Annotated in this window: 11 protein-coding genes; all 11 read left to right on the top strand. The window is 65.8% G+C overall.

Translation table 11 applies throughout. The features are described 5' to 3' along the window. Nucleotides 1-195: 195 nt before the first annotated feature. The 11 genes from BDOA9_RS15630 to BDOA9_RS15580 all read left to right on the top strand — a co-directional run bounded on the left by BDOA9_RS15630 (nt 196) and on the right by BDOA9_RS15580 (nt 13,026). Nucleotides 196-1,791: an ABC transporter substrate-binding protein gene (locus tag BDOA9_RS15630; RefSeq protein WP_025034884.1), complete on the top strand. Its 1,596-nt coding sequence runs from the start codon at nt 196-198 to the stop codon at nt 1,789-1,791. 101 nt (nt 1,792-1,892) lie between these two features. Then, a complete protein-coding gene (locus tag BDOA9_RS15625) occupies nt 1,893-2,873 on the top strand; it encodes an ABC transporter permease (RefSeq protein WP_025034883.1) in 981 nt (326 codons plus the stop codon). A gap of 10 nt (nt 2,874-2,883) precedes the next feature. Further along, on the top strand, nt 2,884-3,855 hold the full coding sequence (locus BDOA9_RS15620) for an ABC transporter permease (protein WP_025034882.1): 972 nt from the start codon (nt 2,884-2,886) through the stop codon (nt 3,853-3,855). Nucleotides 3,856-3,868: 13 nt separating this feature from the next. Further along, on the top strand, nt 3,869-4,855 hold the full coding sequence (locus BDOA9_RS15615; protein WP_025034881.1) for an ABC transporter ATP-binding protein: 987 nt from the start codon (nt 3,869-3,871) through the stop codon (nt 4,853-4,855). Then, nucleotides 4,852-5,841: an ABC transporter ATP-binding protein gene (locus BDOA9_RS15610; protein WP_025034880.1), complete on the top strand. Its 990-nt coding sequence runs from the start codon at nt 4,852-4,854 to the stop codon at nt 5,839-5,841. The genes BDOA9_RS15615 and BDOA9_RS15610 overlap by 4 nt, the downstream gene beginning before the upstream one ends. 87 nt (nt 5,842-5,928) lie before the next feature. Then, a complete protein-coding gene (locus BDOA9_RS15605) occupies nt 5,929-7,731 on the top strand; it encodes a gamma-glutamyltransferase family protein (RefSeq protein WP_025034879.1) in 1,803 nt (600 codons plus the stop codon). 9 nt (nt 7,732-7,740) lie between these two features. Next, nucleotides 7,741-8,451, top strand: a complete 711-nt coding sequence (locus BDOA9_RS15600; protein WP_025034878.1) for a DUF1028 domain-containing protein — start codon at nt 7,741-7,743, stop codon at nt 8,449-8,451. Continuing rightward, nucleotides 8,448-9,437 (top strand): ABC transporter ATP-binding protein, encoded by a 990-nt coding sequence (locus tag BDOA9_RS15595; RefSeq protein WP_025034877.1) that lies wholly within the window; start codon nt 8,448-8,450, stop codon nt 9,435-9,437. Before BDOA9_RS15600 ends, BDOA9_RS15595 begins: the two co-directional genes overlap by 4 nt. Next, nucleotides 9,437-10,543 (top strand): ABC transporter ATP-binding protein, encoded by a 1,107-nt coding sequence (locus BDOA9_RS15590; RefSeq protein ID WP_082847827.1) that lies wholly within the window; start codon nt 9,437-9,439, stop codon nt 10,541-10,543. Before BDOA9_RS15595 ends, BDOA9_RS15590 begins: the two co-directional genes overlap by 1 nt. Before the next feature lie 22 nt (nt 10,544-10,565). Continuing rightward, entirely contained in the window at nt 10,566-12,074 is a 1,509-nt protein-coding gene (locus tag BDOA9_RS15585) for an ABC transporter substrate-binding protein (RefSeq protein ID WP_042336122.1), read from the top strand. A gap of 10 nt (nt 12,075-12,084) precedes the next feature. Further along, a complete protein-coding gene (locus BDOA9_RS15580; RefSeq protein WP_025034874.1) occupies nt 12,085-13,026 on the top strand; it encodes an ABC transporter permease in 942 nt (313 codons plus the stop codon).

Raw genomic sequence — 13,026 nt, 5'->3', positions numbered from 1 at the left:
CCGGCCCGCGACCCGCGCAGAAGCTCGCCGGCCTACCCTGGGATTGCCGGGCAGCATTGCTGCACAGCGGTGCAACTTGGCGCGTTCCTTGCTGGAATGACGCTTGCACGGGTCGAGAACTCTGGGCAACATGGATCTATCAGCCCCGCCGAACAATCAAAAATCACCGGCGCGGCAGTGTGGAGAGGGTCAAGAATGTCAGTCGGTCAAAGTCTGTTTGCGGCGACGCTCGCCGGTACGCTTGCGTTGGCGGTCTCGCCGGCAGCCAGCCAGACGCTACGTTATGCCAACCAGGGTGACCTGAAGTCGCTCGATCCCTATACCCTGAACGAGAGCACCACCCACGCCCATCTCGGCCACGTCTATCAAGGCCTCACCGCGCGCGACAAGGACCTCAAGATCATTCCGGCACTGGCGGAAAGCTGGGAAACTCCGGAGCCGACCCGCTGGCGCTTCCATCTGCGCAAGGGCGTGAAATTCCACAACGGCAACCCCTTCACCGCCGACGACGTGGTGTTCTCGGCCGATCGCGTCCGCAAGAAGGGGTCGAACATGCAGACCCGCCTTGCGCCGGACGTGAAGGTGGTCAAGGTCGACGACTACACTGTCGATTTCCTCCTGCCCTCGCCCAATCCCATCCTGCACAATGCGTGGGATGTCTGGTACATCATGAACAAGAAATGGGCCGAGGAGAACAACGTCGTCGACCCGACGCCGGTGGCGGCGACCACGCCGAGCTATGCCTCGCTGAACGAGAACGGCACCGGTCCCTTCATCATCGAAAGCCATCAGCCCGGCGTGAAGACGGTGTTCAAGGCCAATCCCAATTACTGGGGCAAGGTCGAAGGCAATCTGAAGGAGATCATCTTCACCCCGATCGCCTCCGACGCCACCCGCGTCGCCGCGCTGCTCTCGGGCGAGGTCGACGTGATCGAGCCGGTGCCGATCCAGGACATCTCCCGCGTCGATTCCAGCCCGAATGCCCAGGTGCTGAAGGGACCGGAGCTGCGCACCATCTTCCTCGGCTTCGACCAGATGCGCGATGAGCTGCTCTACTCGAACATCAAGGGCAAGAACCCGTTCAAGGACGCCCGCGTCCGCGAGGCCTTCTACAAGGCGATCGACATCGAGCTGATCAAGACGCGCGTCATGCGCGGGCTGTCGACGCCGTCGGCGCTGATGATCGCGCCGGAACTGTTCGTGCTGTCGAAGGAGTTCACGCGGCCGAAATTCGATCCCGACGGCGCCAAGAAGCTCCTGACCGAAGCCGGTTACCCCGACGGCTTCGAGGTCACCATGGACTGCCCGAACGATCGTTACGTGAATGACGCCGCGATCTGCCAGGCCGTGGTCGGCATGCTCGCCCGCATCGGCGTCAAGATCAATCTCCTGGCGCAGCCGAAGGCGCAATACTTCGCCAAGGTGCTGAAGCAGGGCGGCTACCAGACCTCGTTCTACCTGCTGGGCTGGACGCCGAGCACGATGGATTCCCATAACGTGCTCTACGACATCATGGGCTGCCGCGACGATGCGAAGTCCTCGCGCGGCGAGGCCAATCTCGGCGGCTATTGCAACAAGGAGTTCGACGCCATCACCGACAAGGTGCTGGTCGAAGCCGACACCGCCAAGCGCAACCAGCTGATCAAGCAGGCCTACGAAATCGGCATGAAGGACTGGTCCTACATCCCGCTGCACCAGCAGGCGCTGGCCTGGGGCGTATCGAAGAAGGTCAACCTGCCGCAGCGCGCCGACAATCTCGTCATGTTCCACTGGGCGACCAAGAAGGAATAGCATCGGTCGAACACGAGGTCCCGGCGGCGTCTGCCTTCCGGGACCTTTCCTTTTCCGGCCGACGGTGTCGGCCGTACGCTCACCCAAGGAAAGTGGAAGGCATGCTCGCTTTCACGCTTCGCCGCGCCGTTCAGGCCATCGGCGTCATGTTCGCCGTCGGCATCATCGCGTTCTCGATGTTCCGCTTCGCCGGCGACCCCGTCAACCAGATCGTCTCGATCGACACCTCGGCGGCCGAACGCGCGATCGTGCGCAAGTCGCTCGGCCTCGACGATCCCGTGCCGGTGCAGTTTGTGCGCTATTTCGCCGATGCGGCGCAGTTCAAGTTCGGCGTCTCCTACCAGTTCCGCCAGCCGGTCGCGGCCCTGTTGATGGAGCGCATGCCCGCGACGCTGGAACTTGCGATCTGTGCGACCGTGTTTGCAATGGTCTGCGGCATCCTGATGGGCGTCTATTCGGCGCTCAAGCGCGATACCGTGCTGGCCAAATTGTTCCAGGCGGTCTCGCTGATCGGCATCTCGCTGCCGACCTTCCTGATCGGCATTCTCCTGATCTATCTGTTCGCGGTGACATTGGGCTGGCTGCCCTCGTTCGGCCGCGGTGAGGTGGTCAAGCTCGGCTGGTGGACGACGGGCCTGCTGACGCTGTCCGGCCTGAAGGCGCTGATCATGCCCTCGATCACCCTCGGCCTGTTCCAGATGACCCTGATCATGCGGCTGGTGCGCGCGGAGATGCTGGAAGTGTTGCGGACCGACTATATTCGCTTCGCCCGCGCGAGGGGGCTGACCACGCGCGCGATCCATTTCGGCCACGCGCTGAAGAACACGCTGATTCCCGTGATCACCGTGGCCGGGCTTCAGTTTGGCTCGGTTATTGCATTTTCGATCATCACCGAAACCGTGTTCCAATGGCCGGGCATGGGGCTTCTGTTCGTCCAGGCCGTGCAAAACGTCGACATTCCCATTATGGCCGCCTACCTGCTGATGGTTTCACTGATCTTCGTCACCATCAATCTGGTGGTCGACATTCTCTACACGGTGGTCGATCCGCGCCTGCGCTCGACCGTCGGTCGCGCCGCATAGGGCAGCCTGCATGTCCGACGCAGTCGTCTCCAACCCCGACAAGCAAAGCGCGCAGCCGGCGCAGGCCGCCCATGGCTGGTTCAGCCGCACGCTCGACAGCGACCTGTTCTATTCGTTCCGCCGCTCCAAGCTCACCATGGTGGCCGCGGCCATCACGGTCCTGTTCTTCCTGCTTGCGATCTTTGCCTCCGTGCTCGCGGTGCAGAACCCGTTCGATCCGGCACAATTGCAATTGATGAATTCGCGGATCTCGCCGCTGTGGACCGCGGACGGTCAGAGCCCATTCCTGCTCGGCACCGACGAGCAGGGCCGCGACGTGTTCTCCGCCATTCTCTACGGCATGCGCATCTCGCTCGCCGTCGGCGTCGCCGGCGTGATCTTCGCCGGCGCGCTCGGTATCGCGCTCGGCCTGATCGCCGGCTATTTCGGCGGCGCAGTCGACGGCGTGATCATGCGGATCGCCGACGTCCAGCTCACCTTCCCGGCCATCCTGATCGCGCTCCTGGTCAACGGCATCGCGAAATCGATCCTCGGCAACCGGCTGGACGCCACCAGCATGCTGGCGGTACTGGTGATCTCGATCGGCCTGAGCTTCTGGGTCGGCTACGCCCGGACCGTGCGCAGCTCCGTGATGGTCGAGAAGAACAAGGACTACGTCGCCGCCGCGCAGCTGATCGGCCTGCCCGCGCCGAAGATCATGTTGCGGCACGTGCTGCCGAACACGATGGGCCCGATCCTGGTCATCGCCACCATCAACCTCGCGCTCGCCATCATCACCGAGGCGACGCTGTCCTTCCTCGGCGTCGGCCTGCCCGACACCATGCCCTCGCTCGGTACCTTGATCCGCATCGGCAACAATTATCTGTTCGCCGGCGAATGGTGGATCGTCGCCTTCCCGGGGCTCGCGCTCGCGGCGCTGATCCTGTCGATCAATCTGCTCGGCGACTGGCTGCGCGACGCGCTCAATCCGAAGCTTCGATGAATACGCCTCGTCCATGACCGAACCCGTCCTTTCCGTACGCGATCTTCACGTGGAGTTCGCCTCCCGCCGCGGCACGCTGCGCGCCATCGACGGCGTCTCCTTCGACATCGCCAAGGGCGAGGTGCTCGGGGTCGTCGGCGAATCCGGAGCCGGCAAGTCCGTCACCGGCCTTTCGGTGATCGGCCTGATCGACCCGCCCGGCCGCATTGCCGGCGGCGAGATTCGTCTCGCGGGCCTGCGCATCGACAATCTGCCGCCCGAGGAGATGCGCCGTATCAGAGGCAAGCGCATCGGGATGATCTTCCAGGATCCGCTGACATCGCTGAACCCGCTGTACAAGGTCGGCGATCAGATCGTAGAGACGATCCGCACCCATCTCAACCTGTCCGAATCGGCCGCCCGCCGCCGCGCCATCGACCTGCTCGCCGAGGTCGGCATTCCCGCGCCGGAAAAGCGCATCGACGGCTATCCCCACGAATTTTCCGGCGGCATGCGCCAGCGCGTCGTGATCGCGCTCGCGATCTGCGCCGAGCCCGAGCTGATCATCGCCGACGAGCCGACCACCGCGCTTGACGTCTCCGTGCAGGCGCAGATCATCTCGCTGATCAAGCGTCTCGGCCGCGACCACGGCACCGCCGTGATGCTGGTGACCCACGACATGGGCGTGATCGCGGAGACGTCGGACCGCGTCGCCGTGATGTATGCCGGCCGTGTCGCCGAGATCGGCCCGGTGCAGGACGTCGTGAAGAATCCGCTGCACCCTTACGCCAAGGGCCTGATGGGCGCGATCCCGACGCTTGCCGGCGAGGACAAGCGCCTGGTGCAGATCCCGGGCTCGATGCCGCGCCTGTCGGCGATCCCGCGCGGCTGCTCGTTCAATCCGCGCTGCGCCTTCGCCTTCGATCGTTGCCGTATCGACCGGCCGGAGCCGCTGGCGCGCGGCGCGCAATCCGTCGCCTGCCACCTCTATGACGACGTGCCGGCGGAGAGCGTGGCATGAGCGCTCCCTTCGTCCAGGCCACAAACCTGCGCCGCGTCTTCGACGTCTCGAAACCCTGGCTCAACCGCGTGCTCGAAGGCGGACATCTCGAATATCTCAAGGCGGTCGATCACGTCGCCTTCGACATCAGGAGGGGCGAGACCTTTGCCCTGGTCGGCGAGTCCGGCTCCGGCAAGACCACGGTGGCCCGCATGGTCGTCGGCCTGCTGCCGCCGAGCGCCGGCGACGTGCTGATCGACGGCATCTCGATGACCGACCCGCGGCAGGCGCCGGCGCGGCGGAAGCTGCGCCGCCGCATCCAGATGATCTTTCAGGATCCCTATGCGAGCCTGAACCCGCGCTTCCGGGTCGATGCCATCGTCTCCGAGCCGATCCGCGCCTTCGACCTGATCCAGGGCGAGCGCGACATCCAGGCCCGGGTCGGCGAGCTGCTCAGCCTCGTCGGCCTGCATCCGGACGACCGCTTGAAGTACCCGCACGAATTCTCCGGCGGCCAGCGCCAGCGCATCGCAATCGCACGGGCGCTCGCCTCGGATGCCGAATTCATCGTCTGCGACGAGCCGACCTCGGCGCTCGACGTCTCCGTGCAGGCGCAGATCCTCAACCTGATGCGCGACCTCCAGGACAAGTTCGGCCTGACCTACATGTTCATCAGCCACAACCTCGCCGTGGTCCGCCACATGGCGAGCCGCGTCGGCGTAATGTATCTCGGCCGTATCGTCGAGATCGCGGAAGGACGCGAGCTGTTCGCCAACCCGCGCATGCCCTACACCAAGATGCTGCTGGGCGCCGTGCCTGATCTCGCCATGAGCGGTCGCCAGCGCATTCCGGTCAAGGGCGAGATCCCGAACCCGATCAACCCGCCCCCCGGCTGCGCCTTCAATCCGCGCTGCCCACTGGCTTTCGATCTCTGCCGCAAGGAGACGCCGGAACTGATCGACGGCGTCGCCTGCCATGCGGTCAACACCGCGCCGGTCCCGGCGTGACGCGCGCGTGCCATGCAGCCTGCGCATTTGGCGGCGGCGTGGCCCTGTGATCAATTGCGCGCGCCGGAAATAAGGTGGTGAAGTCCCATGGGCAATATCAATCCCGACCCGTTCACGACGAGGCCCGAGATCGAGGGCACGTTCGGGGTGGTCGCCTCGACGCACTGGATCGCGACGGCCGTGGGCATGGCGATCCTGGAAAAAGGCGGCAACGCCTTCGATGCCGGCGTTGCGACTGCCTTCACGCTCCAGGTGGTCGAGCCGCATCTGAACGGTCCTGGCGGGGACGTGCCCATCATCGTCCATGACGTCAAGCGCGGCCGCACCGAGGTGATCTGCGGCCAGGGCCCGGCGCCGGCGCGCGCCACCATCGCGCACTACAAGAGCGAAGGCCTCGACATGGTGCCGGGCACGGGCCTGCTCGCCGCCTGCGTTCCCGGCACCTTCGAATCCTGGATGATGCTGCTGCGCGACTACGGCACCATGCGGGTGCGCGACGTGCTGGAGCCCGCGATCTCCTACGCCCGCGACGGTTATCCCCTGGTCGAGCGCGCCTGCGCCACGATCCAGACCGTCGAGCAGCTGTTCCGCAAGCACTGGCCGACCTCGGCTGCGGTGTACCTTCCGAACGGCGAGGTGCCGAAGCCCGGCACGCTCTTCACCAACACAACGCTGGCCGCGACCTACGCCCGCATTCTCAGCGAGGCGGAAAGCGGCGCTGGCGGCCGCGACGCCGAGATCGAGCACGCGCGCAAAGCCTGGTCGCAAGGCTTCGTCGCGGAAGCCATCGACAAGTTCTGCCGGACCCAGGAGGTGATGGACGTCAGCGGCTCGCCGCATCGCGGCGTGCTCTCCGCCGACGACATGGCGCGCTGGCAGCCGACCGTCGAAGCGCCGCTCACCTACGACTACGGCCGCTACACGGTCTGCAAGGCCGGCGTCTGGAGCCAGGCCCCGGTGACGCTGCAACAGCTCGCGCTGTTGAAGGGCTTTGCGCTCGACGGACTTGACCCGACCGGGCCCGAGTTCATCCATCTCCAGATCGAATGCGCCAAGCTCGCCTTCGCCGACCGTGAAAAATTCTACGGCGACCCCAAATTCAGCGAGATCCCGATCGCGACGCTGCTGTCGGACGCCTACAACGACGAACGTCGCAAGCTGGTGACCGAGAAAGCTTCGCTCGACCTTCGGCCCGGTGCCGTCGAGGGTTTTGGTGGCGTGGTCAAGCTGCGCCGCGCCGAGGGGCAACGCGAGGCCGTCGGCGCACTCGGCGCCGGTGAACCAACCGTCGGGCGCTTTGGCGAAGTGCGCGGCGATACCGTGCATTTCGACATCATCGACAAGGCTGGCAACATGGTGTCCTCGACGCCTTCGGGGGGCTGGCTGCAATCATCGCCGGTCATTCCCGAGCTGGGTTTCTGCCTCGGCAGCCGCGCCCAAATGTTCGATTTGGACGAGAACCACCCCAGTTCGCTCGCACCGGGCAAGCGGCCACGCACCACGCTCTCGCCGTCCATGGCGCTACGCGATGGCGAGCCCTATCTCGCCTGGGGCTCACCCGGCGGCGACCAGCAGGACCAGTGGATCACGCAATTCTTCCTGCGCCACGTCCATTGCAACCTCAATCTCCAGGAATCGATCGACGCGCCGGCCTGGCATTCCGAGCATTTCCCGATCTCGTTCTGGCCGCGCACCGCGCGTCCCGGCGTGCTCGTGGTCGAGAACCGCGTGCCGAAGGCGACGATCGAGAACCTGCGCGAGCGCGGGCATGTCGTCGAGGTCGGGCCGGACTGGTCGGAGGGCCGCCTCACCGCGGCCTCACGCGTGGGTCCGCGCCGTCGCGCTGCCGCCAATCCGCGCGGCATGCAGGGCTACGCGGCGGGGCGCTGAAGGCAGCACATGACCTGGTCGATCATCGCGCGCGATCCTGCCACCGGCCAGTTCGGCATTGCCGTTGCGACCCGGTTCTTCGCCGTCGGCGCGCGCGTGCCCTACATCGCCGCCGGGCTCGGTGCGATCGCAACGCAAGCCTTCGTCAATCCCTATTACGGCATCGACGGCGTCAAGCTGCTGCGCGAGGGCCTCAACGCCCACGACGTGCTCGCCACGCTGCTGGCGGCCGATGACGGCCGCGAGAGCCGCCAGGTCCATATCATGGACGCCAGCGGCGCAATCGCGGCGCATACCGGGCGCGACTGTGTCGATTGGTGCGGCCACGTCGCCGGCAGCGGCTTCTCGATCGCCGGCAATATGCTCACCGGGGCCGACGTGCTCGACGAGACCGCGAAGACCTACATCGCCAATGACAGCCTGCCCTTCCCGCGCCGTCTGCTCGCGGCGATGCGCGCCGGCGAAGCCGCGGGCGGCGACAAGCGCGGCAAGCAGTCGGCGGCGCTCCTGATCCACGGCGAAGAGGAATGGCCGGCCCTCGACATTCGCGCCGACGACCATCCCGATCCGCTCGGCGAGCTCGAGCGGCTCGAGCGCGTCAGCCACGAGCTCTGGGTGCACTTCCGCGCCTCCATGCCGACGCGGCAGAACCCTGCCGGCAACACCGACCGCAGCGTCATCGACGCCAGCATCGAAGCGGCGCGCGCGAGACGATCATGAGCGCCAGTCCCCTCATCGAGATCAAGGACCTGCGTATCCGCTTTCATGGCGACGACGGCCGCATCACCCATGCGGTCGACGGCGTCGATCTCAGCGTCGCCAATGGCGCGACGCTCGGCCTCGTCGGCGAGTCCGGCTGCGGCAAGAGCGTGACGTCGCTGGCGATCATGGGCCTCTTGCCGAAGCAGAGCGCAGAAATAAGTGGCGCGATCCGCTTCGACGGTTTCGACCTGCTGACGACGCCGGACCAGACGTTGCGCGATCTGCGCGGCAACCGGCTGGCGATGATCTTCCAGGAGCCGATGACCTCGCTCAATCCGAGCTTTACGATCGGCGACCAGATCATCGAGACGATCCTGCGTCACCGCGGCGGCTCGCGAAGGAGCGCACGCGACCGCGCGATCGAGCTGTTGCGCCGCGTCCATATCCCCTCGCCCGAGCGTCGGATCGACGACTACCCGCACAAGCTCTCCGGCGGGATGCGCCAGCGCGTCATGATCGCGATGGCTCTCGCCTGCGACCCGCGCCTGCTGATCGCGGACGAGCCAACCACCGCGCTCGACGTCACCCTGCAGGCCCAGATCCTGGAGCTGATGCGCGAGCTGAAGGCCGCGAGCGGTGCCGCGATCATCCTGATCACCCACGATCTCGGCGTCGTCGCCGAGGTCTGCGACGAGGTCGCGGTGATGTATGCCGGCGAGATCGTCGAGCGCGCGCCGGTCGATGAATTGTTCTCCGCGCCGCAGCATCCCTACACCGTCGGCCTGCTCGGCTCGATCCCGCGGCTCGACCACCGCGCCGAGCAGCTCGCGACGATCGAAGGCATGGTGCCGAACATGGCGCAGCCGCCCGCCGGTTGCCGCTTCGCCGCGCGTTGTCCCTTCGTACTCGACGCCTGCACCAAGGTATCGCCGCCGCTGGTCGAAGTCGGCGTGGGCCACCTCTCGCGCTGCATTCGCGCGCCGCTCGAATTGCTGGTGTCGTGATGGCGCTGCTCGAGGTCAACGGCCTGGTCAAGCATTTCGTCGCCCAGCGCTCGCTGCTCGGCCGGGCGCTGGCGCACGTCAAGGCGGTCGATGACGTGTCCTTCGCGCTGGAGGCCGGCAAGACGCTGGCCCTGGTCGGCGAATCCGGTTGCGGCAAGTCCACCGTCAGCCGCCTGGTGCTGCGGCTGATCGAGCCGGATGCCGGCACGGTCCGCTTCGACGGCCGCGACCTGCTCGCGCTCGAGGCCGGGACCTTGCGCGCCTTCCGCCGCGAGGCGCAGATCATCTTCCAGGATCCCTACGCCTCGCTCAATCCGCGCATGACGGTCGGCCAGATCCTGACCGAGCCGCTGGCGCTGCACGATCTGGTGCCGCCGGCGCGGCGGGTCGAGCGCGTCGCCGAGCTGCTGCGGCTGGTCGGGCTGGAGCCGCGCCTCGCCCGCCGCTATCCGCACGAATTCTCCGGCGGCCAGCGCCAGCGCATCGCCATCGCCCGCGCGCTCGCGGTCGAGCCGAAGCTGATCATCTGCGACGAGCCGGTCTCGGCGCTCGACGTTTCGATCCGCTCGCAGATCCTCAATTTGCTGCGCGAGCTGCAGGATCGGCTCGGCCTCGCCTACATCTTCGTCTCGCACGACCTCGCCGTGGTCAAGCACATCGCCGACCACGTGGCGGTGATGAATCTGGGCCAGATCGTCGAGACCGCGGAAGCCGACGCGCTGTTCGCGGCGCCGCGCCATCCCTACAGCCGCGCGCTGCTGTCCGCGATCCCGCAGCCGCAGCCGAAGGCGAAACGAACGACGGTGCTGCTGGAGGGCGAAATCCCGAGCGCGCTCGATCCGCCCAGCGGCTGCCGCTTTCATACCCGCTGCCCGTTCGTGATCGAGCGCTGCCGCAGCGAGGCGCCTGCGCTTCTGGCTGATCGCACGGGCCACGCCACTGCCTGTCACCGCACCGCGGAGCTGCCGTCCGCCGACGCCATTCTACCCACCGCCGGCGGGTTTTCGCCGGCACTTGCAAAACTAGTCGCCGCCTTCAGCCGAAAGACGGAAGGCGGGAGCCCCGCAGGGGTTGTTAAACAAGGCACCACTTCTACAACGATGTAGCCGAAGCAATGGGGATTATCCGATGAAGATGTTTCGCCTGGCCGCAACGGCCGCCGCTGTCCTGATGTCGATCGGAGCCGCACAGGCCCAGACCACGTTGCGCATCGGCCTCGCCGAGGACCCCGATATCCTCGATCCCACGATGGCGCGCACCTATGTCGGCCGCATCGTGTTCTCTTCCTTCTGCGACAAGCTGTTCGACATCGACGAGAAGCTCAACATCGTGCCGCAGCTGGCGCTCTCGAGCGAAACCGCCGACGACGGCAAGGCGCTGGTCATCAAGCTGCGGCCCGGCGTGAAATTCCACGACGGCGAGCCGTTCCATGCCGAGGCCGCAAAATTCTCGCTGGAGCGGCACCTGACCTTTCCCGGCTCGTTCCGCAAGCCGGAGCTCGCCTCGGTCGATCACGTCGAAATCGTCGATCCCCTCACGATCAAGCTAGTGCTGAAGTCGCCATTCTCGCCCCTGCTTGCTCAGCTCACCGACCGCGCCGGAATGATGATGTCGCCGAAGGCGGCCAAGGAGGCCGGCGACAAGTTCGGCCTGCGCCCGGTCTGCGCCGGCCCCTACAAGTTCGTCGAGCGCGTGCAGCAGGACCGCATCGTGTTCGAGAAATTCGCCGACTACTGGAACAAGGACAACATCTTCATCGACAAGATCGTGTTTCAGCCGATCGTCGATGCCACCGTGCGGCTCGCAAACCTGAAATCCGGCGGCCTCGATCTGATCGAGCGCGTGCTCGCCACCGATCTGAAGGAGGTGCGCGCCGATTCCCGGCTGAAGGTCGCGACCGCCATCGAGCTCGGCTATCAGGGCATTACGCTGAACATCGGCAAGGACAAGGCCAAGGGCCCGCTCAGCCAATCCGCCAAGGTGCGGCAGGCACTCGACCTCGCCATCGACCGCGAGGCGATCAACCAGGTCGTGTTCAACGGCGAGTTTCAGGTTGGCAATCAATGGGTCAATCCTAATCATCCCTATTATCAGAAATCGCTTCCGGTCCGTCCGCGCAACGTCGAGAAAGCCAAAGCGCTGCTGAAGGAGGCCGGCGTGACGCCGCCGGTCAGCGTCGACTTCATGGTGCCCAAGGGCGCGGAGACCGAGACGCCGGCGCAGGTGATCCAGTCGATGGCGGCGGAAGCCGGCTTCGACATGAAGATCCGCGTCACCGAGTTCGCGACCGGGCTCAAGCAAGCGGAAGCCGGTGACTACCAGGCCTACATGCTCGCCTGGAGCGGCCGCGTCGACCCTGACGGCAACACCTTCGTTTTCCTGCACAACGGCGCGCCGCAGAACTATGGCGGGTGGAACAATCCGCAAGCCGACAAGGCGCTGGAGGAGGCGCGGCTCGTCACCGATCCCGCCAAGCGCAAGGCGAGCTACGAGGTCCTGGCCAAGCTGGTCCAGGAGGAAGAACCGCTGCTGTATCTCTACCATCGCCGCATCATCATCGCGCACACGACCAAGCTCGAAGGCTACAGGCAGATGCCGGACGGCCTCGTCCGCGTTGTCGGTCTCAAGCTGAAGTGACGCTGCGAGGATGCTGAACTTCCTCGCCCGCCGTCTTGTGCAGATCGTGCCGACGCTGTTCTTCGTCTCGGTGCTGATCTTCTCGCTGCAGCAATTGCTGCCGGGTGACCCCGCGCTGGTGATGGCGGGCGAAGAGCGTGATCCCGCCGTGATCGAGCAGATCCGTCGCCAATATCGGCTCGATCAGCCAGTCCCGGTACAGTACGCCTACTGGATCAAGGGCGTGCTCTCGGGCGATTTCGGCGAGTCGCTGCGCAACAAGATGCCGGTGCGCGAGCTGATCGCGCAGAAGCTGCCGGTGACGCTTCAGCTCGGCTCGATGGCGATCCTGATCGCGCTGCTGATCGGCATTCCCGCCGGCATCGTCGCCGCCGTGAAGAAAGGTTCGGCCTGGGACTATGGCGCCAATCTCTTTGCGCTGTGGGGCATCTCGACGCCGAACTTTTGGCTCGGGATCATGCTGATCTTCCTGTTCTCGATCGAGCTTGGATGGCTGCCGGCCTCCGGCTACGTGCCGCTCACCGAGAACTGGCGCGCGAGCCTCGCCGTCACCATCATGCCGGCCTTCGTGCTCGGCAACGCGATCGCCGCGATCCTGATGCGGCATACGCGCAGCGCCATGCTTCAGGTGCTGGAGAGCGACTACGTGCGCACCGCGCGCGCCAAAGGACTGTTGGAACGCACGGTGATCCTCAAACACGCCATGCGCAATGCGCTGACCCCCGTCATCACGCTCGGCGCGCTCGAGCTCGGCACGCTTTTGTCGGGCGCCGTGCTGACGGAGCAGATCTTCTCCATTCCCGGTTTCGGCAAGCTGATCGTCGACGCCGTGTTCAACCGTGACTACGCCGTGGTCCAGGGCGTGGTGCTGGTGACCGCCACGGTCTACATCACGCTGAACCTCGTCGCCGACATCGCCTATATCCTCGTCAACCCACGGCTGAGGGGCTAG

The sequence above is a fragment of the Bradyrhizobium sp. DOA9 genome, from assembly GCF_000617845.2.
In the GTDB taxonomy this organism is placed as follows: Bacteria; Pseudomonadota; Alphaproteobacteria; order Rhizobiales; family Xanthobacteraceae; genus Bradyrhizobium.
The sequence above is the reverse complement of the archived record's forward strand: the minus strand, read 5'-3'. Positions and strand labels throughout refer to the sequence as shown.

Bases quoted from the DNA above. Each gene is read 5' to 3' on its own strand.
- BDOA9_RS15630 (WP_025034884.1), top strand. From the start codon at position 196: ATGTCAGTCGGTCAAAGTCTGTTTGCGGCGACGCTCGCCGGTACGCTT.
- BDOA9_RS15625 (WP_025034883.1), top strand. From the start codon at position 1,893: ATGCTCGCTTTCACGCTTCGCCGCGCCGTTCAGGCCATCGGCGTCATG.
- BDOA9_RS15620 (WP_025034882.1), top strand. From the start codon at position 2,884: ATGTCCGACGCAGTCGTCTCCAACCCCGACAAGCAAAGCGCGCAGCCG.
- BDOA9_RS15615 (WP_025034881.1), top strand. From the start codon at position 3,869: ATGACCGAACCCGTCCTTTCCGTACGCGATCTTCACGTGGAGTTCGCC.
- BDOA9_RS15610 (WP_025034880.1), top strand. From the start codon at position 4,852: ATGAGCGCTCCCTTCGTCCAGGCCACAAACCTGCGCCGCGTCTTCGAC.
- BDOA9_RS15605 (WP_025034879.1), top strand. From the start codon at position 5,929: ATGGGCAATATCAATCCCGACCCGTTCACGACGAGGCCCGAGATCGAG.
- BDOA9_RS15600 (WP_025034878.1), top strand. From the start codon at position 7,741: ATGACCTGGTCGATCATCGCGCGCGATCCTGCCACCGGCCAGTTCGGC.
- BDOA9_RS15595 (WP_025034877.1), top strand. From the start codon at position 8,448: ATGAGCGCCAGTCCCCTCATCGAGATCAAGGACCTGCGTATCCGCTTT.
- BDOA9_RS15590 (WP_082847827.1), top strand. From the start codon at position 9,437: ATGGCGCTGCTCGAGGTCAACGGCCTGGTCAAGCATTTCGTCGCCCAG.
- BDOA9_RS15585 (WP_042336122.1), top strand. From the start codon at position 10,566: ATGAAGATGTTTCGCCTGGCCGCAACGGCCGCCGCTGTCCTGATGTCG.
- BDOA9_RS15580 (WP_025034874.1), top strand. From the start codon at position 12,085: ATGCTGAACTTCCTCGCCCGCCGTCTTGTGCAGATCGTGCCGACGCTG.